We start from the raw sequence: 21,414 nt of genomic DNA on the forward strand, positions 1-21,414 counted from the left end.
ATAAGGAATTATAACAATAGGATGGCCTGGCGGGGGATATGCACTTAAGCCAACTTCAACTCACAAATTTTCGTTCATTCGCCGAAGAGCAGGTTACGTTTGAGCGCAGCTTGACGGTGCTCGTTGGTGAAAACAACGGCGGCAAGAGTAATCTTATTGACGCCATCCGTCTTGTTTCGACGCCATTGAGCGGGCGCCGGGAACTCTATTGCGAACAGACAGACATACGCTTTGGGACCGCGACCCGAGCGTTCAGCATTCAGGCAATCTTTGAGGACCTGACACCGCCGCAGCAGGGACGCCTCATCTCGGCAGCAACCGACGATACGCTGAACGCGGCCTGCTTCGGCCTCACATATGAGGCCACCGGCAAACAATCACATATTCGCCCCAACCTGTGGGCAGGCCGCTTCAAAACGCCGCCGGAATCCGGCGCCCATGAAATGATCAGGCATGTCTATCTGCCGCCCTTGCGCGACGCCAAACGTGCTCTCGCGTCAGGCAATCCGACCCGTATCCATGCGTTGCTGAACCACTTTCTCGGCGACCGCGATCCCGACGAGATTGCCGGAAAACTGGCCCGCACCAGTGACGATCAGCTTCTTAAAGACGTGGACCTCGCCGTGGCCGGTGGTCTCGACATTCTGACCACAGGAGTCAGGCGGCAAAGCGCCAGCCTCGGCTTCAATACGGACGAAAAGCTGATCGATATTGCCCGCGACCTGCGATTCAAACTCGCCGATCACGGCATCGCCCCGGAGGACCTTCAATACTCCGGGCACGGCTTTGCCAATCTTCTCTACATGGCGACGATCGCGGTCGAGCTGGAAAAGACCGACAATGCCGAACTCACCTTATTTCTTGTCGAAGAGCCCGAAGCCCATCTTCATCCCCAGCTCCAGGCAGCAGTATTGAATTTTCTTGAAGAGCGGGCCGCGCAGTCGCTCAAACCGAAGGAAGACCAAAACGCGCCGGCGGGCCATCTACAGGTTGTTGTCGCTACGCACTCGCCGAATTTGTCGGCCTGGGTCCCAAGCAAGAATCTGGTATTCGTGCGGTCGGTTGCGCCCATCAGCGGAAAGAACGAAGGAACGGCGCAACAGGGGAGCGAACAAACCGAACATTCGGAAACGCCGCACGCGGTGGTTGCGCCGCGTGCGCAGTCTCGCTGCATTCCGCTTTCCAAGCTTGATTTGAGCGATCCGGAACGCCGCAAAATCGACCGCTATCTTGATGTGACCAAATCCGCCCTGCTCTTCGGTGGACGGGTCCTCTTGGTTGAAGGTATTGCCGAGGCATTGTTGCTGCCGGTCATCGCCAAACACCATGTCCTGAAAGATATCCCCTCGGCCTTTCGCACATTCCGGTCAGCCGTCTTCGTCCCGATAGACGGCGTGGATTTCAGCCCGTATGCGAAAGCGCTGCTATCGCCCTTTAACGATGTTCGTATTGCCGATCGTCTTGTGATTATTACGGACGGCGATAAGCAGACCGTTACCGCCGACAAACCGCTTCCCGGCGGCAATCGCAAATCCGCGCTCGACGCACTGGCCGCCGAAAGAGGCGCCGGCGCGGTGTTGGACGTCTTCACAAACACCTATTCGCTCGAAACCGAACTCGTGGCAGCAGGCAATGCAGACTGTCTGAAGGCCGTGTACCTGGGTTTGCATCCGCAATCGGAAGACAAGTGGAACGAGGCTGTGGCGAAGACGGGCGACGACCGGGCCCGTGCGATACAGGACCTCTTTAAGACAACGCCCAAGGGAGATTTTGCGCAGCTTCTAGCGGAGAAGGCTGCCAGCCCGTCTTTTGTCGTGCCAGATTACATTCGGCAGGCGATCGAGGCGCTTGTGAAATGAGACCGCAAGCCTTTCAGCCCACCCGGGAACAACAGGAAATTATCGATCATGACGGTTCCGCCTTTGTGACGGCATGTCCTGGCGCCGGCAAGACGCGGGTTATGACTGAACGCGCGCGGCGCTTGTTCGCTGACATGCCGGCGGGCCGGGGCGTGGCGTTCCTGTCATTTACGCAGGGTGCCGTTTTCGAGCTGGAAACACGGCTCCGGGAAGAAGGGATACTGCCTTCGCCCGTGTTTCCGAGCTTCATCGGCACGTTTGACAGTTTCGTCTGGCAGTTTCTTGTCGCGCCCTTCGGCATTTCGAATTGCGATGTTCGGCCGCGCCTGATCGCCGATATCGCAGACCTTGCCGTGACGCCCTTCAACGGCGCCCATCCCTTGCCGCTATCCTGCTTTTGTCCGGTTACCGGGACAATATTCGCGCAGGCAGCGAAACAGCGCGGATTCGACCTTTCCCAAAAGTCCAACCAGCAGATCCAGGCCTATGTCACAGCGGCGGCGAGTATCCGCGCCGGTTTGCGGACGCGCGGACAACTAGGGTTTGATGAGGCGCGGGGCGTTGCGCTCGAACGGCTTAGAGACGCGGCGGCCGCGCCCCGCATTTCGGCCGCCCTGGCGGCCCGGTTCAGCGAAGTCATCGTAGACGAAGCGCAAGACTGTAATCCTGACGATCTGCATATCATTGCATGGCTGCGGGATTCGGGACTGCCGGTGAAAGTCGTATGCGACCCGCACCAATCGATCTATGAATTTCGCGGTGGTGTTACAGACCAGCTTTTTGCGTTTGCCGAGACCTTTGACGAAGAGGGCCGCAAAGCTCTGACCGGAAACTTCCGGTCGGCGCCCAATATATGCAAGACCACGGCGCAGTTACGCCCACTCGCATCGCGTTCCGCACCGGATGAACCGCTCGGTCGCCACAAGGACGACGCCACACCGGTTCTCATCCTGTCCTATCCCGGCGCCGCCGTTCCGGCGGCGATCGGGACGACCTTTTGTGAACAGGTGACACAAGCGGAGATCGACCTTGCCGAGTCTCCGGTCATTGCCGCGACCAAAGCCAGCGGCGCCGCCGCTGCAGGACAGCCGCGTCCGAGCAAAAGACGGGACCGGTCCGTGCGCCTCGCCCAGGCCGTGACGGATTTTCATTTTGCGGCCGGCTTCAACGATATGAAGACGGCGATCGACCAGATGCACCACATCCTGCTGGAGCTAGAGGGACGCCTGGGTGATCTCTCCTACCGGCAATATCTTGCCGACAACGAGATCGAACAGGCGAGCTGGCGTCCCCAGGTCCTGTTTCTCCTGCGGGCGCTGCGCTTCGACCCTTCAAAACATGCCGATGCCAAAGCGTGGCATGCCGCTACCAAGGAATTGCTCTCCCGGCAACTGACCTTGAACGACGGGCCGTCGCTGTCTCAAAGGCTTAAATGGAACAACGCGGTTTCCACCGTGCTTGCGGCCGTTCCGGCGGCGACGGCGATGCCACGCACAATACATGCGGTTAAAGGTATGGAGTTTCCCGCCGTCTGTGTCGTGACCACAGCCTCTACTCTCAAAAGCATACTCGACTACCTGGATACCGGGGAGCCCGCAGATAAAGCCGAAGATGCCCGCAAGCTTTATGTCGCGGCTTCGCGTGCGGAAGAGTTACTTGTGATCGCCGCACCCCGGAGCCAATCTCAACGACTGGCTACCCATTTGAATGCCCAAGGAGCGTTAGTGGAAGTCCTTGAACTATAGGATTGCGAGCTTGTGTTAGGCACGTGGAGTAAAATGGCAGTCGAAAAGACGGATTTTCCTCACTTGTTCTAGATGTAGAATTTGAACGGCAGCTTCGGCTCGCCATCCATCGGGGCGGAAATGAGGACATCTCCGACCGCGTTGGCGAAACGGATCGTCACCGGTAACCGGTCATTGTGAAGGCACGAATTGAAGTTGATCTTCGTGAGCCCGAGCACGTCGGCGAGGACCGTCGTCAGTGGGCACTCGCCGCGAAGAACGCGAACCGAAATCGGGTTCGGGGTCTCAGGCCCCATATAGGTGTCCAGCCGTGGCACATAGCCCGAGGTCCACAGAAGTGCGTGACGTTCACCGATCTGCAGCGCCGTGCCGCGAATGACGGGATACTCTCCAGGACGATAGAGCTTCAGGTCATCACGAGCCTCGGCAATCTGCACACCGACGAGGTTGGTCTCATCCCCGCAGGCGGACGAAAAACCGCGCCATTCGTTGTCGGTAAAGGCGGACTTCGCGTGGATGAAGAGTTCGGTTGGTGGGCCATCGTGCAGGCGGGTGTATTCGCCCACCACCATCTTGATAAGGTTCCTGGCGGCATCCTTATCAAGGTGGAACTGCTTCGTATCGGTTTGGAACCAAGGGCCGAGCGCGCCGCGGAAGACCACGCCTTCCCCGTCAGCGAGAAACATTTGGGCTGCGCAGCAGGCATGACGCTTGTCGCTTGTTAGTTCGCTGCGTTTGTAGACCAGTCCGACATAACAGACGCCCGGTCGAACATCGGCCAACTGCCAAGGCTTCCCGCCAGCCTTGTAGTAGGCGCCCGTTCCCATTTTCCAGGCGATAGTCGCAGGATCCTCGACGCGTCTGATCGGCATGCCGCTCTCGCGACGGAAATCGCCGGGCGCCAGCGTCGTTTCACGAACGATCTGCGTGACAATCCGCTCTTTGAGGAGCCGTGCCTTTAGTTGCCGGCGGAAATGGGTCGCATATTGATAGACTTCGGCTTCGCGCTCGTCCTCGCCAAACAAGGTCGGTTGGCGCTGCAGCTCCTTTGCACGACGCTGGGAGATCGTCACTTCGCCCGCAACGCGATCGTCACGTCTAACCGTCGATTTCGGTCTGCCGAGTTCGTAGACCTTTTCGGGAATGACGACGAACCAGAATTGCGGTGCGCTTTCGAGGCGATTGTTCTCAGCGACGAGGCGCGACACGAACATGTCGACAGTGTTGCGCACCGCCTCATGACGATTGGCGATCCTGAGCGTTTGTTCGATCTCGTCGGGATCAAGGCTGTCAATGATGTAGGGCGGTTCAACGGGCCAGTCAGCATGGAAAGCCGCGGCGAAGCCCGGAAATGGAACATGCTGTGGTTCGACAGCGCGCGAACGCGGCCCAGGCGGTGGGATATCTATAAATCCTGCCATGGATTGTGCCCAGGCTTTGAAGCGACCTACGCCATCCGGCGTGCCAATCACGCCGTATCGGATCGTCGGCAGTTCTTTTGTCTCGCCGACGGGTCCATAGAGGTAGAGGCCGTCGCGGGGATAGACGAGGTGCTGACCGTGGCGGAACTCAAGCTGAGGTTCTTCCAGATAGAGCATCTGAGGCTTGAAGGATCGCGGCCTAGTCGTCATCGCCTGCCTCCTCGGAGCCCCCATCGCCACCTTGGCTACTGGATTCATCCGGTTCGTCATCGTTGCTGGGATCGTCGTCATCGGGTTCGGGAGCTTCCTCCTCGACCGGAAGACTGACCGGCACCTGCCAGGAAATCGGCGGCAGGCCGAGCACAATCCCTTCTTCGGAGCTGACCGGCACGGAGAGCGAATCTTTTCCGTCGGCAAGCCAGTGCAGGAAGGCGAGCAGCATGTCCCGCCAACGGGCATTGCGCCATGTCTTGGCAAAGGAGCGGCGGAGCCGATGCATCTTGGCGGGGTCGTCAAATGGCTTGTGGCCATCCTCAGTGAAGACGAGGCGGTTGACGATCCGAACATGGTGCTGTGGCGCTGAGCGTGCGGCGACGCTCACGGCGAAATGCCAGTTCATTTGCCGCTTGACCGACATCCCTTGTATTTGCCGGAGACCAGCGACATCGCCCCAACGAAAGGCAATCTTTGTCGTCGGCACGACGTCGACGGGCCCCCACCAAGCCAGTTGGGTGCCGGACAATTCGTAGGAACGAAGGCCGCGCTCGGTGAATAATTTTTCAAACGCTTGGCGAGCCAGATCGCTGAACTGATTGCGGGCGTCGAGTCGTTCGATCCCGATCTTGTCCCAACCGGTGTCTAGGAAGCCGGCGACGCGACGCTGTGCCTTCTGACCAATCGGAAGGTTCGGCCCAAAGTGGTCCTGCAGGTCATGGATGCGTGTGAAGGAAAGAAAGCCCCGTTGGAATGGCCGCAGTGGCCATGGGGCGTCTTTCATCGCCGCCTGGGCTCGACGTTCGGACACTTGGCCTTTGAATTCGTAGTAGCGGATCTTCTCCGGCAATTGCTCGATCGAGAGCCAGTTTGAGATCAGGCGTTCGGGTTGGGAGACAAGAGTCTTGCCGTGAATAAGCTGGACTTCGCGCCAGATCGCGTCGCCGCCGCTCGCGTTGCGGGTAACATGATAGGTTTCCTGCAGGGTCTCCAGCAGTTCCGAGAGGCCGCGCGCCCAGCCGCGTGTGAAGTCAATATACTGCGCATGGGCAATCAGGAACGGCGCCTCGAAGGGTTCCATGCGCAGCGGAATGATGAAGGCGTTGTCGCCAACCTTGCGCGCGACCTCGGAGGCGATCTGGATTTCGTTGCGAACACCCTGCTTGTCGACGGCGCGGGGATTGGCGACCAGCAACATCTTGCAGGCACGGTGGCGAAGCGCGTCTTCGAGCTTACGCTGCCAGTCGTCACCACCTTTCAGGCGGAGCACGTCGGCCCAGACCTCGTAGCCCATGGCGGCAAGTTTGGCGCCAAGCCAGATTGTGAACGCGTTGTCTTCGGGAGCGGCGTGGCTGATGAAGATGGCCTCACGCGGCGCATCCTTCGCTTCCGGCTCTGTATTTGGCGGTGGCGTCATTCGGCAGCCTCCAGATACATCCAAGGTCCGCTTGCGGGCCAGGATGCCAGCTCTTCTCGCGCCAATACCGGTCCCAGGAACGCCCGCAGATTGTCGGCGACGTCGATGAGGGAAGCAGGCGCAGCTGCCAGCCGATCACGCGCTAGGAATGCTCGCCACTGGGCGTCCTTCTCGCTGGCAAAGGCATCGCTGAGACCGGTGGGCAATTGCTCGGGCCAGGGTGTCCGACGTCGCTCGAAGGTTTTCTGGACGGCGTCCGTGAGAGCCTTGCCTTCGAAAGCGAAGGTCTGCGAAACCATCCAGAGGTCGTAAAAATCCTTCATTCGGCTGTTGGCAACACCGAGCGAGACGATCGCTTCAGTCTTCTCGGCGATGACCGTTTCAGGCGGGTAGGCGCGCAGCATCGGTGCCGGGGCGTCCAGCAGGCTGGGGTACTCGATCTCAAGCGCGGCGGGTGTGATTGCGTCACCGAAGCCGACATCAATCTGGATGGGAACGCGCGCGCCAGCGATTGTTGCGCTGGTTCTCACACGTACGCCGGCGTATTCGGCCTCGTCGCGGATGGGGGTGGCTTCGATTCCATCGATATCGAAAATAACGCCGTCGTCGGGTACGATGGCTGAACAGATTGACCGCATGCTCTCGGCGATTGCAGCGGGTTCGGGGTCGCCGTGGCCCAGCAGATCAAGGTCGCGCGTGGGGCGGAAGGGATCGTCTCGCCATACGGCGAAGAGCATCGCGCCCTTCAAGATGAAATCGTTTCGCCGGTCCGAGATGCTGAGGCGATAGAGCAGCCGTTCCAAGGCGTAGCGCGTCAGCAAAATCTGGAAGTCCAGATTTTCGGCACGCGCGCGGGCGAGCAGGCGGGCGCGCACGGATGCGCCTATATTGTTAACTTTACGCGCCATCGGCCACCATGGCTTCAACATAGGGGCGCATAACCGTCCAGACGCGAGCGGAGCGCGCGAATTTCCACAGCTGGTCTGGCGTCACGCGTTTGGCCCGAAGTCCCTCGCGCAGGCTTTCAAGGGCGATGTCGAGACCAATCTTGTTGCGGTAACGGAAGCAGTCGACGATCGTCTTGGCGGGTTCGAAGATCGGGACAGCGACCCCGTCAATTTGATGGCGCTTGATGCCTTCAGACATGGCCTTGGTTCCAAACCGCACGAACCGGATCGGGGGATATTCGACCTTTGGCTTCCAGCCGGTGCGGTCGATGGCCATCCAAACGGCAGATGGCATCTGCAGGGTCATGTCATGGTACTGCAGCGCGGAGGTCAGGCAGATCACGCCCTTTGGCACAAGGGCCGAGGCTTCGGCGAAGTTGTGCTGCGGATCGGGCATGGCACCTGAAAGCTGATAAAGGCCGCGTGCCACGCGTTCGACTGCGCCGTCTCGAACCAGGCGCGCAACAGTCTCGGCCCCTACGCCCGCGTCGCGAAACTCACGCATGCGGACAAGGCCCTTCTCGCTCAGGAGGGCGCAAGCGGTTTTGCGTTGAGACGCGGAGGGTGGTGACATTTGCTCTGCTCTCGCCAATAAGTGCAGAGGTTTTATCACATAATTCTTGGGATCTCAATCCGATTCCCCTCGCGCTTCGCCATTGCGTAGCCGTGTGACTAAAGCTTGCAAAAAACCCAGAAGTGCAGAGGTTCTATCACGCCCCAAAAGAATCCGCTAAGGTGAGATTTGCCAACGACGATGGACGGATAGGTGCCGAGATTCTCTGACAGCGAAGTTGCAGAACGCTGGCTTGACCGTTTTTCAGAAACGGATCGAGAGATAGCTGCCAACCTCATCGACGAGGTGCTTCTCGTCAGCGGTGGCGAACTAACGAGCGGCATCACCCGACTTTTTGATAAGGTCCAGGCTGAGCACGGAAGTCAGGGCCCGCTCGCCTTTTACGCAGAACGCGAAGTGAAATGGGACAAAAGCCAAGTCTTACCGATCTTTCCTGGAGCTCGGAACGGGCGCGCGGTCGGCAAAGGCCCACAGCCTATTCCCTTCGATCCCAATCGTCCCGAGGTCGGAAGCGAAGGCCTCATTGCAAATCTCATCACCAGCTATTGTCGCCAACATGGCCGACAGATGCTCAACCATCCGGGTCCGGACCTCCTGCGCGGGCGCAGAGCAGGCCCGATTGTTATCGTTGCTGATTTCATCGGATCGGGGCAGCGGGTTTGGGAGATGCTCGAAGCATTTCGCGCTGTCGCCACTGTTCGAAGTTGGCGCTCCTACCACCTGATCGATTTCTACGTCGTCGCGTATTCGGGCACTGAGGAGGGTTTGCGCCACGTGCGATCAAGCCGTTTGCGACCGAAGGTGCTGACGGTGACGGGATGTCCGACGATCGACACCGCGTTCCGCAAGCCGGCGCGCGAAGCTGTGAGGCAACTGTGCCGGACTTATCCTCCTAATCACAACTGGCCCCTCGGTTATGGCTGGGCGGGAGCGCTAATCGCATTCGAGCATGGTGTGCCAAACAATGCTCCACCCATACTGCATCGTGGCTGGGGCAAATGGGCGCCGCTCTTCCAGCGGCGGAGCACCGTCTCGGCCATGGGCGAATTCCCAAGCACAAACCGTGAGGAGCTCGCTGCGCGTGCAGAACAGCTGCTTCGCATCCGCGATGCCGAGATTTACTTGTCTGACTCGCGTGGCCGCCGTTGGATCAAAACGATGCTGGTGCTGGCGGCGATTGAGGCGGGTGCTCGCTCCCGCGCGCAGATATCGGCGCACAGCAGGCTGAAGCTTGAGACAGTGCGAGAGATCGTCGACTTCACCGAAATCGCGCGTTGGACGACACGGAAGCTGACACTGTCTGCGCTTGGACGATCCGAGCTGCGGCGGCTCAAGCGGCGCCGCGCGCGCAGTCCCGTCCTTCCAAAGCCGAACAAACCCTTCTACTATCCCACTCAGTTGAGGGCTCGGTGACGGGGTCTAGAAATGCGCTGCTTCGGCAGCGACGGGTCCCTTGGGGGCCTGGAACGTTGGATTTCCGACGTTCGCTAAGAGGAGCGGAGTATTCACGCTGCGCGATACTGCACGTCACGTCTGGCGGTGTCTTGGCCGCGACGCGCAGTACCACCCACCCGGGTGGGTCAAAGTAGATGCCGGCGCCGAGCCCTCAACGTTACCGCTCTCAAGGGCGCCGCGAAGGTGTCGACGATGCGGTGCTCGACAATGCGGTGGCGACTTTCGAGCGGATCCGCGCCGTAGATCCCAGGATCACGCCGGTTCTGACGCTCAGGCATCTCAGCCATCTGACCGATATTCCGTTCCTGCATCTTCGCGATCTGGTAGCGCGGCACGTGCATCGGCCTTATAAGTTCTTCTATCTCAAGAAACGTATTCCCAGCCGAAATCGCGTTCGCATGATCAGCGTGCCGAATGGGACGTTGATGAGCCTTCAGAGATGGATTGTCGACAATATCCTGCAATTCACCCGCCCGCATACTGCCAGCTACGCGTTCCATCCCGAGTGTCGGCCTTATGAAGCGGCGGCGGAGCATTGCGGATGCTCTTGGTTGCTCAAGATCGATCTCGAAGAGTTCTTTCACACAGTGTCGGAAGGGCGAGTCGCCGCTGTATTCGAGGGTCTGGGATTTCCGCGCCTTCTGTCCTTCGAACTTGCAAGACTAACGACGGTAGCGTGTGAGCGCCGCGGACCGCGACCTGATCCAGAAGAACGTTGGCCTGCAATTCCGCACTATCAGTGCGAGCATGAAGGGATGCTTCCACAAGGCGCGCCGACGAGCCCCATGCTCGCCAACCTTGCAATGCTGAAGACCGACGAGATCTTGAGCGAGCTCGCTGAGGAGCACGGGATGACCTACACAAGGTATGCCGATGACCTGGCGTTCTCGTGTGGCGACAAAATCGACGCTGAGCACGTCCGACGCTTTAAGCGGTTGGTCTTGGGTAAGCTGAACAATTCAGGGTTTCGACCCAACCACAGGAAAACGGTCATTCGCGGGCCAGGGACAAGACGGATTGTTCTGGGCATGTTGGTTGATACCGAGCGGCCGCGATTGCCGCGCGAATACAAGGATAACATCCGCATGCATCTACATTACCTGACTTCGGAATCATACGGGCCGTCTGAGCACGCAGCTTCGAGGAAAACTTCCGTGTCCGGTATCTTTCATCACGTTCGCGGTTTGATCGCTTGGGCGGAAACCGTTGAGCCGGACTATGGCGCGTGCGCTCTGGAAAGCTTCAGGTCCGTTGACTGGCCCCCGCTGGAGCCACAACGACTGCGCTGATTAACGATCGCCGTCCTTATGTATGAATGCATGCAAGCCTTTGGGGCAAGGTCCTTTCGATCGGTATCCAGTCGCGATCAACGGCGCCCCCGCGCCGGGTCGACGAAATTAGCAGCAAAGTAATCGATCACTTCAGATGCTTGTGTGCCGCGCCGAAACTCCTTCTGCTCCTCGAAATCGATGCTCGGCGTCAGGTGGATAAACTGGTTATCCTCGTAGAGCGATATCAGGCTATCGGGCTCGATGCCGTTCTTGCGATGGCCGGTCATCACCATAGCAGCCTCAATCGCGGCGCCGATCATCACGTCCGCGACTTGAACAGCTGGACTGGCTTTTGAATCGACCTGACGGACCTCCGTTAGTTTTAGCGGGAACTTGAAGCTAGCTATCTTTGTCTGTTTGAGTTCGATTTCGTCCTCATGGGCGATCAACCGATGCAAGAGTGAGTTATAGGTCGCCAAGTTCTTGGAGCGGTCGTGCTCGACCCTGTATGGCGTATCGCACATCGCTTCCATCCGGCTGATCAGTGATTGCAGGACGATTAGCGCTGCGTCTGTGTCAACGCCGGGATTAGCTACTGCCGACAGGCATTCAGGAGCGGCATATTGGGCAAGTGGTCCAAGCGCCTCAGGGAACTGATGCCAGGCTGTCGCGCGGGTGGCATCGACGAGGGCATGAAGCGCACTCGCGTCTTTTTCTTTGACCGCATGCTGGAAGGCGGCGAGCATTTCGTCGAATTGTGGATCGCCTAGCAGCGTACGTCCGGTGAGCGCGAGCAGCGACGCCATGGCATAGTTCTGACCGTCTTTGTAAAAGTCGTGCCCTCGCTCGTAATACCAAGGTTCCACGGCGTAGTCGCAAAACATCAGAATTAGCAGGAAGCGCTTGTCACAGATATAGGTGACGCTCTTGTGGTCCGCCAACAGATCGCGCAACAGCCCGAGCAGGCGAGGGCGATTGCCCGGACGGCGCGAGAGAGCTCGGTACTTTAGCTCGCTCGCCTGCAGTTTAGGGAAATGCTCGCCGATTAGTCGTGCTGCATTGTCATCGCTTATGGCTATGGCCGCTGCGCCTTGGAAGGGCTGGTCAGCGTTGAGCAAGTCGAAACCAGTGTAGCCGCTCTCATCAATCCTGTAGCATTCCATATAACGATATGACGCAACCGGCTCGTGGTTAGCAAGCAGTTGGGCTGGCATTATCAGGTGCGGTCCTAACTGTCAGATATGACATTTAACGTGGGACTAGCTGTCACATATGACGTTTAGCGATCCGCATGGTGGTGATCGACAAGGCCGACTAAGTGCGCGGCCATGCCTCGATCAGCATGTCGTTGATAGCGGTCCGCCGTGTCTGCCGGTCGAGCGTGTACGTGTTTCGCCTGAACTCGACCCCATCGAGAAGCGCCTTCACGTAACCCGATACGGTGTCGGCGGCCATGATTAGCGTCGAATCCAGCGTGTGAACGTATTTGCTCGTGACCGAGCCCTTTGCGTGCCCGATAAGCGCGGCGATGGTGATTTCGGTAAAGCCGAGATCGTTGGCAATGCTGGCGAAGCTATGCCGTAGGACATGCGGCGTGACATCCCAGAGCGGTGTGTCGGCAAAGAGCTTCTTCCAGCTCTGCGGGAAGTTTCCGACCGCGTTGTCGATGCCCTGGCCGGGAAAAACATAGGTGCCGGTTCTCCGCGATCGCTCCTTCTCCAGATACTCCACGACTGGCAGGCCGACCGGGCGAACCGATGATCCCTCCTTGCTGTCAACCAGCCGCAAGCAGCTACCCTCGAGGTCGACCTCGCTCCATTTGAGGTTGACGATTTCTCCGCGCCGGCAGCCGGTCAGCGTAATCAGCCTGAGGATCTCGGCATGAATTCTGTAGCGGTCGCTTCGCTGAGCCCGACGAAGGATGTCTCCCAAAATACGGTACTCAGCTTCGCTGAGGCGACGGTCGCGAACCTGGTATTTCGGCTTGCGGAGGCCATGCGTGGGATTGTGTTCGATCACCCCAGCCTCGACTGCGTATGAGAAGATACCGCCAAGCAGACCCATCGTTCGGATCGCGGTGCCGCGGCCGCCGCGGACGATGGCCTTGCCTCGGAGCTTTTCGGTCTTCATGGTCACGCGCGTCTTGCCGGCGATGATGTCCTTCATCAGATTGTTCATGTCCGGCTTGGTAATGTCCCGCACACGTCGTGTCCCGAGAAGGGGAATGATGTGCCTGCGAATACGGCCGACATCGGTGGCGATGGTGGTGTCCTTCTTCGGTCTGCCGCCTTTGCCAAGGACGAGGCCTGCCTCCATGTCGGAGATGTACTGCTCGCAGAGCTGCTTGATGGTCAGCGCCTTGCGGTCTTCCTCTCGCTCTTCAGCAGGATCGCCGCCATGGGCGACCTGGCCTAGCAGGGCCTTGGCTTTGCGGCGCGCGGTCTCCGGAGTCCAGACGCCGTGCAGGCCGATCGTGTAGCGGCGCGATCGGCCACGAGACCGATACTGGACGATGTAGCTGCGCTTGCCTGAGGGATAGACGCGGAGACCGAAGCCCGGCAGTTCGTCGTCCCAGACGACATGACCTTTGCTCTGTGGCTCGACGGCTTCTACAAACCGTTTGGTCAGTTTGGTCATGCTCCCGTCCCTCGAAAGCCCCGATTTCGAGTAAGCACCACGCAAGCACGCGGGCGGAAATCAAGGCGTATTCTCGGATAGAGACTTCGGAGAGCGGGTTCTGAAAATCAATATAGTTCAGTCGGTTATCGTGCTCTGGCGTGCCCTATCGTGCAATTCGGATAGGTCCTTAGACCAGCTCCGAAGGCAGAGGTCACACGTTCGAATCGTGTCGGGTGCGCCATTCATTTTCGCTCACGCCAGTCTCACTTCGTTCGACGGCTCCGCGAGGGCGGCTTGCCCGGCCGGCCCGCTCTTCGCACGCAGGCGCGTTCAAAGGTGCATTTATCAAGCGCGACATCACTCTCACGACTCTCCCCGCTACACGCCCATCATATCGCCGCGGCCATGAGGACCGCTACCGCTGACCGCTAGCGTCAGGCAGGTTCGATCGACGGATCGGGCATCCGTCGGCAAAAACTGGAACTGAGTGTGCAAGTTTTGTACAGAAAACTGGAATAGATCGTGCAGGTTTTTGCCGGTTGCGCGTGGCACATTGCCGTCATCGAATGACAGCCAGGCAGAACAATGGGTGCCAACGCCTTGATGTTGCTGGGCTTCAGCCATGACATGGAGGTGCGCCATCATCATCCAGAACCATATCGATTGCTGTCGAAATCAGCTTGCGCGCCGCCGGCGAAGCTGACACCATGTGTGCGTTACGGTTCCGTATCTGACGACAAGCAGCAGATCGGATGAAAAGGGAACACGGTGCGGACGACCCAATCGGGGCCAATTCCGTGGCTGCCCTCGCAACTGTAACCGGCGAGCCCGTCGCCAAACTGCCACTGGCCCATTGGGCTGGGAAGGCGACGACGGGCGCTCGAGCCGGGAGCCAGTAGACCTGCCGGAACAACACGACCTTTTGAGCCGAGCGAGGTGTCTCGGCGGGGAGCTGACCTATGACCAATCACTTTTCGAAGTGGCCCATCGGTGCATGCCCGCCCCTATCCGGGAGCGGGTCCGATGCAACCTGATTTCATTCTCTTTGCCATTTCCCAGTACAATCTGAGTGCGGGGAAATTCAGGACAATGGCCGCCCGGCTCGAAGCGGCCTGCGCCAGCCCTGCCATGCTGGTGCGCCTCGAGGGCACGGGCACGAGCCTGCCCGACGCGCTCGATGCGCTTGTCGCTCAGGGGCGTCGGCGCATTCTGGTCCAGCCGGTCGGGCTGCCCTTCATGGAGTCCTTGCGCGCCTGGCTGCCCGGAGCAATCAAGCACTGGCTCGATCAGACCGGCCGGGACGATATCGAAGTGGCGATCGGATCCGAGATCGTTGAGGCCACCGACCTCCTCGAGCAGTTGGCCTTGGCAACGTTGGCCAATGCGGAGGCCGCCGAACCCATAACAAGCGCGAGGGCCAGCCTGGGCAAGCCCGGTTGGGAGCGGCCGCCCGACTTTACCAACCATATTTTCGTTTGCACCGGCCCGCGCTGCCATTACCGCGATGCCGCTTCGCTGCCGCTCGAACTCAAGGCCGAGCTCGGCCGGCAGGATGTGGCGCGCAAATGCCTGACCACGCGGACCGCCTGCATGTTTCCCTGCAACAAGGGTCCCATGGTTGCCGTATATCCGCGGGGTGAATGGTATCACCTGCCCGACAGCGATGCTCTCGCCCGGTTCGTAAAATCGGTGATTGTCGAAGATACGACCCTCCCCGACCTCCTGTTCTTCACCGCCGCAGGGCCAGCCGCACCCGCGGCGGCGCCCGCCCGATAAAAACGCACAAGGGGGGAAAACAGATGTCATCCTTGACGGCTAAATTGCCGATGCGGGCGCACCCTTCTCGCGTGACCCTCAGCTTTGCCGCCTTTGTCGCGTTGGTCATTTTCGGCTTCCTGATTCTTTTGGCCCGCGGGACGGTGTTCATTCCGATTGACGAAGTGGTACGGATTCTTCTGGGCGGCGAGGCTGACCGCGACATTCACCGCGTCATCGTGATGGATGCGCGCCTGCCCAAGGCGATCACGGCGATCCTCGCGGGTGCCGCGCTGGGAGTGGGCGGTGCGCTCATGCAGACGCTGTTCCGCAACCCGCTTGCCGATCCCTTCGTGCTGGGAGTCAGTTCGGGCGCGGTGCTCGGTGCCGCCATCGTCATTCTTGGCACGTCGACCACCGGCTGGCTTTCGGGGCTCGCCATCGTCGGCCAGCTCGGGGTGACCGGCGCCGCGGTGGCGGGGGCGGGGCTGGTGCTCGTGCTTGCCCTCGCGTTTGCGAGAAGGGTGGGCAATCCAACAACCGTTTTGATTGTCGGGGTAATGTTCGGTTTTCTCTCGGGCGCGCTTGTCGATGTTCTTGTCTATTACGCCGATCCCGAGAGGCTGCAGGGCCTGGCATCATTCACGCGCGGCACTGTGCGCGACGTAAGCTGGTACGATCTCCAGATTGTAGCACCGGCCTGCATCTCGGTGATCCTCGTCTCTGTGCTGCTCGCCAAGCCCATGAACATCCTCCTTTTGGGCGAGCACTATGCCGCGACCATGGGCATCAAGGTCCGCCCGATCCAGTTTATGGCGCTTGCCCTGGTGGCGGTGCTCGCAGGCGTCGTCACCGCCTATTGCGGCGCTATCGGTTTCGTTGGTCTCGCAGCGCCGCATCTGGTGCGCGGCGTGCTGCGCGATTCAGACCATTTCGTCGTCCTGCCGGGCTCGGCGCTGGTTGGCGCGCTGCTCGTGCTGCTGGCCGAATACGTGGCCGGCGGGAACGGGCTCACCAATGTTTCGCTCCCGCTCAATTCAGTCACAGCCTTTGTCGGCGCGCCAGTGGTGCTCTGGGTGCTGCTGCGCCGACGTCGCGAAGCCGGACAGGTGCCAACATGAACGCGCTATCGGACTTGAGGACCGACGATGCTCCCCACCGGCCAGTCGTCCAGGCCGTCGATCTTACCGTGGGCTATCGCGGCGCCCGGGGGCGCCCCGCCAGTGTCCTCGCCGAGATCGGTGCGACCTTGCGCCAGGGCCAGTTCGCCTTTCTTCTAGGCCCGAATGGAGCGGGGAAATCCACCCTGTTGCGCACCCTGGTCGGCAGCCAGAAGCCCTTGGGCGGCCGCGTACTGCTCGATGGCCAGGATCTTTCCCGCATGTCCGCCCGCCAGCGCGCCCAGCGCTTGAGCGTGGTGCTGACCGACCGCGTCGATGTCGGACTGATGTCGGTGCGGGCCCTGGTGGCGTTGGGGCGCGCGCCGCATGTGGGTTGGTTCGCCACAATGGACGGCGATGATCGCGACACCGTGGAATGGGCACTCGACGCCGCCGGCGCCCGGTCGCTGGCGGATCGCCAGGTGATCGAATTGTCCGACGGCGAACGCCAGCGTGTTATGATTGCCAGGGCGCTCGCCCAGCGGCCCTCGATCCTGGTTCTCGACGAACCGACGGCCTTCCTCGATCTTACGCGCCGTGTCGAATTGACGGCGCTGCTCCGCCAGCTTGTCGATGAGACCGGCTTGGCGATCCTGATGTCGACCCATGACCTCGAACTCGCCCTGCGGACAGCCGACCAGATATGGCTGGTCCATGGGGACGGGACCTTCGAAACGGGGTGCCCCGAAGATCTGGCCCACAGCGGGTCGATCGCCCGCGCCTATGCTGGACGCGGCATTTCCTTTGACCATGAGGCGGGCACCTTCGTCGTCACCGCTGGGCAGGGCGGGGCAACGGTTGCGATCTCGGGCACGGGAAAATCGACCCATTGGGCCGCGCGGGCCGTGCAGCGCGCCGGTTGCGTTCCAGTCGAACAGGGCGACAGCGCCATGTTCAACCTTTCTGTCGCAACGCTTCAAGACAGGACGCCATCCTGGCGCCTGGGCGCCGGCGGCAGGACCTGCACCGGAGACGACTTCGAAAGCCTTGTGACCCAATTGCGGGCGCTGAGCCGGGAAGCCGCCCGGTCGGAATGAACAATGAGGGGAGCATGCAATGCCGAAATGGATAGAGGTGGTGGCCGTCGCAATGGCCGGGGCGGTGACGATCTCGCCGGCCATGGCCCAGGATGGGGCGGGCCAACAGGCGGGACCCTGCGTCGAGAATTTTGACCCGGCGGCCGATTACTTCCCGCAAAAGGTTCAGTCGGACCATTCCCGGTTCTGGGAGGCGTCCTATCACGGCAATTACAAGGTGCTGACCGTCGCCGACACGGAAAATCTCGAATCGGGCGATTCCATCAATTATGTCCTGGTTCAGTGCGGCACGCCCGCACCCGAACTCTCGGGCGCGCTCGAGGGCGCCGTTGTCATCGAAGTGCCGATCGAGCGCACCATCGTCACCCATCGCAATGCGATAGCGATGATCAACGAACTCGACCGCCTGTCAACCATCGTCGGCCTGACCGGCAATTATCTGCGGTTTGCCAATGAGGACGCCTGGTACGCCGACGTGGTCGCGGGGGCAGGCGATCCGGCCGACGTCGCCTCCGAATCGGACCTCGATATCGAAACAACGCTGTCGCTCGAAGCCGATGTCATCTTCATGGCCGGTTACGGCCCGGGCTATGACGAGGTGACCTCCGTAACCGATCGCGGCCTTACGGCGGTCATGGTGTCCAATCGCACCGAGCCGACCCCTCTTGGCTCGTCCGAATGGCTTGAGTTCATCGCCGCGTTCTACAACGCCGAGGGCGAAGCAAGCGCGATCTTCGATACCATCGAGGCCGACTACAACGCCATTGTCGAACAGGTGGCGGGCGCGCTGGGCGGCGACATGCAGGTTGCCTATGCCTGCATGGGCGAGGTGGGCGGATGCGGCTTCATGTATGCCCACGGGGCCAACACGTTGAACGGCCACATCCTCCAATTGTTCGGGGTCACAAATCCGTTTGCCGAAGGCAACGACCTGCCCAATGGCATGCAGTTCGACTTTGAATCCGCGCTCGGACGAACCCAGGAGACCGACTTCTTTATCGCCTATTATTACGCCTCGCCCGAGGCGCTCGCCACCGATGGGCGCTACGAAAGCGTTCCGGCCCTTGCCGCCGGCAACTACACGATCTCGACCGTCGACAACTGGAATTACTGCAATGCGGTCAATTACGTCCGCGTCGATGAGCTCGTGCGCGACTACGCCATCGGACTGCTGCCCGAAATGTTCCCCGGAGAGCAGGGCGTCTGCTTTCAGGTCCCGTCCCAATAATCGCCCGATAACGGGCCCAAGGAGGAAAAGCATGAAACTTGCAATGATCGCCGCTTTTGGCGCTGCCCTGGTTTTGAGTGGTACCAGCCTTCCTGCCATGGCGCAGACGGCGAGCCCGGCTGGCTGCGTCGAGGATTTTGACGCAGCCACCGATTATTTTCCCGATAAGGTCGAACCCCGGCATTCAACCTTCTGGTCGATCAGCTATCACAACAATTACAAGGTCTTGACCGTCCCCAATTCGGAGTTTCCCAACGGGCCCGACCTCAACTATGTGCTCGTGCAATGCGGCACGCCCGTTCCGGACCTCGCCGATGATCTCGAGGAAGCGCTCGTGGTCGAAATTCCCGTCGACCGCACAATGATAACCCACGCCAACGGGCTCGCCATGCTCGATGAGATCGGCGAGCTCGACACCATCGTCGGCGTATCCAACGCGATGATAAACAACGCCGCCAACGATCACTGGTACGGGCGGGTGCTCGACGCCGCCAACGATCCGCAGAACCTGGGGTCGAGCGGGATCGACTATGAAATGGCGCTGGGGCTGGAGGCCGATATCCTGATCATGGCCGGCTATGGTCCAGGCTATACCGAGGTGGCCGATGCCAGCGGTCGCGGTCTGCCCGCGATCATGGTGTCCAACCGCATAGAGCCGACCCCGCTCGCCTCGTCTGAATGGCTCAAATTCCTTTCGGCATTCTACAATGTCGAAGACCACGCCAACCAACATTTCGATGCCATCGAGGCGCGGTATCAGGAGGTGGTCGAAAAGGTTGAAGGCCAGTTGCCGCCGGACTACACCGCGGCTTATGCCTGTATCGGCGAACAGCGCGGTTGTACCTTCATGTATGCCCACGGACCGCGTTCGCTCAACGGTCAGATTCTGGAAACGCTCGGGGTCAGCAATCCCTTCGCCGAAGGCAACGATGCCGGCAACGGCATGACGTTCGATTTCGAATCCTCGCTTGGGCGAGCCGCAAACGCCGATTTCTTCATCCTTTACTATGAGGCATCGGTAAACGCGGAAACCATCGCCACCGACTCCCGCTACCAGAGCTTTCCCGCGCTGGTTCAGGGAAATTACATCACCGGAACGGACGGCAACTATCCCGAGTGCGGCGCGACCAATTATGTTCACGTCGACAGGCTGATCCGCGACTTTGCCATCGGCATGCTGCCCGAACTGTTTCCGGGCGAGGACGGTATCTGCTTCACCCGGCCCTGAAATGGTGGCGGCAAAGCGCGCAGGACCGCTTTGCCGCCTGGTCTTTTGGGGCTACCAACTGGCTGAAATATACTGGGTTTCCATAAATTCCAGCATGCCTTCATGGCCGCCTTCCCGGCCAAGGCCCGATTGCTTGGTGCCGCCGAACGGGGCGGCGGGGTCGGAAACCAGGCCGCGATTGAGTCCGACCATGCCATAGTCGAGGCGTTCGCAGACCTGAAGGCCGCGCTTCATGTCTTCGGTGAAGACATAGGCGACCAGGCCATATTCTGTGTCGTTGGCGCGGCCGATGACATCATCCTCGTCGTCAAAGACCTGGATGGCCGCCACGGGACCGAAAATCTCGTCATGCATGCACGCAGCTTCCGGTGGAACGTTGTAGAGCACAGTCGGAGGATAGAAATATCCCTTGCCATGGGGCACAGTGCCACCGAGCCGAAGCTCGGCGCCCCTGGCGATGGCATCGGCAACGAAGGCGGCGACCTTGTTGCGCGTATCGGCATTGACCAGCGGCCCCACATCGACGCCCGGCTCGAGACCGTTCCCCATCCTCAGTGCCGCCATGCGGGCTGTGAATTTATCGGTGAAGGCCTCGGCGACGTCTGTGTGCACATAGATGCGGTTGGCCGCGGTGCAGGCTTCGCCCAGATTGCGCATCTTGGCCAGCATCGCACCCTCGACAGCCAATTCGATATCGGCGTCTGCAAGCACCAGAAGGGGTGCATTGCCCCCAAGTTCCATGGCCGGCTTGAGCACCTGCCGGGCGGCAACGCCCAGCAGCTTGCGTCCGACCTCTGTCGAGCCGGTGAATGAGATCACCCGCACGCGCGGATCGCCCAGCATGGCCTCGACGACCGAGCCGCTGCGGCGGCTGGGCAAGACATTGACTACCCCCTTGGGCACGCCGGCCTCTTCGAGAAGCGGCATGAGCTCGAGCATGGTCAGGGGGGTTTCCGATGCCGGCTTGATGATGACCGGGCAACCTGCCGCCAAGGCCGGCGCGATCTTGCGCGTCCCCATTGCCGCAGGATAGTTCCAGGGCGTTACCAGTACCGCAATGCCCGCGGGCTTGTGTTGCACGATGATACGAGCGCCCGATGACGGCGCGCGGGTGATAAGACCATCGGCCCGCACCGCTTCCTCGGAGAACCAGCGAAAAAACTCCGCCGCATACGCCGCTTCGCCCATCGCATCGCCGCGCGCCTTGCCGTTTTCAAGCGTAATCAGCCGGGCGAAATCTTCGAGTCGCGCGCTCATCAATTCGAACGCCTTGCGCAAAATCTCACCGCGTTCGCGCGGTTTCCGGCCGGCCCAGTCGGCAAAGGCATCCGCGGCGGCATCGACGGCGCCGATGGCGTCTTCGCTCGTGCCCGACGCGACCGAGGCCAGCACCTCCTCTGTTGCGGGGTTCAAGACCTCGAAACGCTCCCCGCTCGAGCTCTTGCGCCATTGGCCGTTGATATAGAGATCGCTTTTGTACATGGC

At 60.3% G+C, this 21,414-nt stretch carries 17 protein-coding genes and 1 riboswitch; of the genes, 9 read left to right on the forward strand and 8 right to left on the reverse strand.

Annotation, left to right across the window (positions count from 1 at the left end):
* Positions 1-38: 38 nt before the first annotated feature.
* A complete protein-coding gene (locus tag KKY_RS17685; protein ID WP_041528877.1) occupies positions 39-1,859 on the forward strand; it encodes an ATP-dependent nuclease in 1,821 nt (606 codons plus the stop codon).
* The gene (locus KKY_RS17690) at positions 1,856-3,604 is read left to right on the forward strand and encodes a UvrD-helicase domain-containing protein (RefSeq protein WP_014132755.1); all 1,749 of its coding nucleotides are present in this window, start codon (positions 1,856-1,858) and stop codon (positions 3,602-3,604) included. Before KKY_RS17685 ends, KKY_RS17690 begins: the two co-directional genes overlap by 4 nt.
* Positions 3,605-3,672: 68 nt before the next feature.
* Here the strand turns inward: KKY_RS17690 and KKY_RS17695 are convergent, their stop codons facing one another.
* From KKY_RS17695 to KKY_RS17710, 4 genes are read right to left on the reverse strand one after another with little or no spacing between them, the layout of a single operon-like run.
* Entirely contained in the window at positions 3,673-5,202 is a 1,530-nt protein-coding gene (locus tag KKY_RS17695) for an argonaute/piwi family protein (protein ID WP_014132756.1), read from the reverse strand.
* 22 nt (positions 5,203-5,224) lie between these two features.
* Positions 5,225-6,655 (reverse strand): toll/interleukin-1 receptor domain-containing protein, encoded by a 1,431-nt coding sequence (locus KKY_RS17700; RefSeq protein ID WP_014132757.1) that lies wholly within the window; start codon positions 6,653-6,655, stop codon positions 5,225-5,227.
* On the reverse strand, positions 6,652-7,563 hold the full coding sequence (locus KKY_RS17705; protein ID WP_041528879.1) for a nucleotidyl transferase AbiEii/AbiGii toxin family protein: 912 nt from the start codon (positions 7,561-7,563) through the stop codon (positions 6,652-6,654). Before KKY_RS17705 ends, KKY_RS17700 begins: the two co-directional genes overlap by 4 nt.
* Positions 7,553-8,176, reverse strand: coding sequence for a type IV toxin-antitoxin system AbiEi family antitoxin domain-containing protein (locus tag KKY_RS17710; RefSeq protein WP_083824193.1), 624 nt, complete (start codon positions 8,174-8,176; stop codon positions 7,553-7,555). The genes KKY_RS17705 and KKY_RS17710 overlap by 11 nt, the downstream gene beginning before the upstream one ends.
* 192 nt (positions 8,177-8,368) lie before the next feature.
* Between KKY_RS17710 and KKY_RS19785 the strand changes: the two genes are divergently transcribed.
* Together KKY_RS19785 and KKY_RS20185 are read left to right on the forward strand one after the other, a co-directional pair.
* Positions 8,369-9,589: a phosphoribosyltransferase-like protein gene (locus KKY_RS19785; RefSeq protein WP_014132760.1), complete on the forward strand. Its 1,221-nt coding sequence runs from the start codon at positions 8,369-8,371 to the stop codon at positions 9,587-9,589.
* Positions 9,590-9,765: 176 nt separating this feature from the next.
* Complete coding sequence (locus KKY_RS20185) at positions 9,766-10,920, forward strand: reverse transcriptase family protein (RefSeq protein ID WP_014132761.1); 1,155 nt, start codon at positions 9,766-9,768, stop codon at positions 10,918-10,920.
* Between the two features lie 77 nt (positions 10,921-10,997).
* On the opposite strand, the gene KKY_RS17725 is transcribed toward KKY_RS20185, so the two are convergent.
* The 3 genes from KKY_RS17725 to KKY_RS17735 form a co-directional block, all read right to left on the reverse strand.
* Entirely contained in the window at positions 10,998-12,116 is a 1,119-nt protein-coding gene (locus KKY_RS17725) for a DUF3800 domain-containing protein (RefSeq protein ID WP_014132762.1), read from the reverse strand.
* 100 nt (positions 12,117-12,216) lie between these two features.
* A complete protein-coding gene (locus KKY_RS17730) occupies positions 12,217-13,539 on the reverse strand; it encodes a tyrosine-type recombinase/integrase (protein WP_014132763.1) in 1,323 nt (440 codons plus the stop codon).
* A gap of 360 nt (positions 13,540-13,899) precedes the next feature.
* Positions 13,900-14,169, reverse strand: coding sequence for a hypothetical protein (locus tag KKY_RS17735; RefSeq protein WP_041528882.1), 270 nt, complete (start codon positions 14,167-14,169; stop codon positions 13,900-13,902).
* 54 nt (positions 14,170-14,223) lie between these two features.
* A riboswitch (cobalamin riboswitch) is annotated at positions 14,224-14,444 on the forward strand.
* A 100-nt stretch (positions 14,445-14,544) separates the two neighbouring features.
* Between KKY_RS17735 and KKY_RS19800 the strand changes: the two genes are divergently transcribed.
* Genes KKY_RS19800 through KKY_RS17760 form a run of 5 tightly spaced genes read left to right on the forward strand, consistent with a single transcriptional unit; the run spans position 14,545 to position 19,929 of the window.
* Positions 14,545-15,297 carry a (2Fe-2S) ferredoxin domain-containing protein gene (locus KKY_RS19800; RefSeq protein ID WP_014132764.1) on the forward strand — a complete coding sequence of 251 codons (753 nt, stop codon included), beginning with the start codon at positions 14,545-14,547 and terminating at the stop codon, positions 15,295-15,297.
* Positions 15,298-15,320: 23 nt separating this feature from the next.
* Positions 15,321-16,397 carry a FecCD family ABC transporter permease gene (locus KKY_RS17745; protein WP_139305171.1) on the forward strand — a complete coding sequence of 359 codons (1,077 nt, stop codon included), beginning with the start codon at positions 15,321-15,323 and terminating at the stop codon, positions 16,395-16,397.
* Positions 16,394-17,473 carry an ABC transporter ATP-binding protein gene (locus tag KKY_RS17750; protein WP_014132766.1) on the forward strand — a complete coding sequence of 360 codons (1,080 nt, stop codon included), beginning with the start codon at positions 16,394-16,396 and terminating at the stop codon, positions 17,471-17,473. Before KKY_RS17745 ends, KKY_RS17750 begins: the two co-directional genes overlap by 4 nt.
* Positions 17,474-17,492: 19 nt before the next feature.
* Entirely contained in the window at positions 17,493-18,701 is a 1,209-nt protein-coding gene (locus KKY_RS17755; RefSeq protein WP_014132767.1) for an ABC transporter substrate-binding protein, read from the forward strand.
* 31 nt (positions 18,702-18,732) lie between these two features.
* Positions 18,733-19,929: an ABC transporter substrate-binding protein gene (locus tag KKY_RS17760; protein ID WP_014132768.1), complete on the forward strand. Its 1,197-nt coding sequence runs from the start codon at positions 18,733-18,735 to the stop codon at positions 19,927-19,929.
* Between the two features lie 51 nt (positions 19,930-19,980).
* On the opposite strand, the gene KKY_RS17765 is transcribed toward KKY_RS17760, so the two are convergent.
* Entirely contained in the window at positions 19,981-21,411 is a 1,431-nt protein-coding gene (locus tag KKY_RS17765) for an NAD-dependent succinate-semialdehyde dehydrogenase (RefSeq protein WP_014132769.1), read from the reverse strand.
* Positions 21,412-21,414: the final 3 nt, after the last annotated feature.

Origin of the sequence: Pelagibacterium halotolerans B2 (genome assembly GCF_000230555.1) — a bacterium.
Taxonomy (GTDB): Bacteria; Pseudomonadota; Alphaproteobacteria; order Rhizobiales; family Devosiaceae; genus Pelagibacterium; species Pelagibacterium halotolerans.

What these genes read in the sequence shown, in the direction of transcription:
- KKY_RS17685 (WP_041528877.1), top strand. Translation starts at nt 39, where the DNA reads ATGCACTTAAGCCAACTTCAACTCACAAATTTTCGTTCATTCGCCGAA.
- KKY_RS17690 (WP_014132755.1), top strand. Translation starts at nt 1,856, where the DNA reads ATGAGACCGCAAGCCTTTCAGCCCACCCGGGAACAACAGGAAATTATC.
- KKY_RS17695 (WP_014132756.1), bottom strand. Translation starts at nt 5,202, where the DNA reads ATGCTCTATCTGGAAGAACCTCAGCTTGAGTTCCGCCACGGTCAGCAC.
- KKY_RS17700 (WP_014132757.1), bottom strand. Translation starts at nt 6,655, where the DNA reads ATGACGCCACCGCCAAATACAGAGCCGGAAGCGAAGGATGCGCCGCGT.
- KKY_RS17705 (WP_041528879.1), bottom strand. Translation starts at nt 7,563, where the DNA reads ATGGCGCGTAAAGTTAACAATATAGGCGCATCCGTGCGCGCCCGCCTG.
- KKY_RS17710 (WP_083824193.1), bottom strand. Translation starts at nt 8,176, where the DNA reads ATGTCACCACCCTCCGCGTCTCAACGCAAAACCGCTTGCGCCCTCCTG.
- KKY_RS20185 (WP_014132761.1), top strand. Translation starts at nt 9,766, where the DNA reads ATGCCGGCGCCGAGCCCTCAACGTTACCGCTCTCAAGGGCGCCGCGAA.
- KKY_RS17725 (WP_014132762.1), bottom strand. Translation starts at nt 12,116, where the DNA reads ATGCCAGCCCAACTGCTTGCTAACCACGAGCCGGTTGCGTCATATCGT.
- KKY_RS17730 (WP_014132763.1), bottom strand. Translation starts at nt 13,539, where the DNA reads ATGACCAAACTGACCAAACGGTTTGTAGAAGCCGTCGAGCCACAGAGC.
- KKY_RS17735 (WP_041528882.1), bottom strand. Translation starts at nt 14,169, where the DNA reads ATGATGATGGCGCACCTCCATGTCATGGCTGAAGCCCAGCAACATCAA.
- KKY_RS19800 (WP_014132764.1), top strand. Translation starts at nt 14,545, where the DNA reads ATGCAACCTGATTTCATTCTCTTTGCCATTTCCCAGTACAATCTGAGT.
- KKY_RS17745 (WP_139305171.1), top strand. Translation starts at nt 15,321, where the DNA reads ATGTCATCCTTGACGGCTAAATTGCCGATGCGGGCGCACCCTTCTCGC.
- KKY_RS17750 (WP_014132766.1), top strand. Translation starts at nt 16,394, where the DNA reads ATGAACGCGCTATCGGACTTGAGGACCGACGATGCTCCCCACCGGCCA.
- KKY_RS17755 (WP_014132767.1), top strand. Translation starts at nt 17,493, where the DNA reads ATGCCGAAATGGATAGAGGTGGTGGCCGTCGCAATGGCCGGGGCGGTG.
- KKY_RS17760 (WP_014132768.1), top strand. Translation starts at nt 18,733, where the DNA reads ATGAAACTTGCAATGATCGCCGCTTTTGGCGCTGCCCTGGTTTTGAGT.
- KKY_RS17765 (WP_014132769.1), bottom strand. Translation starts at nt 21,411, where the DNA reads ATGTACAAAAGCGATCTCTATATCAACGGCCAATGGCGCAAGAGCTCG.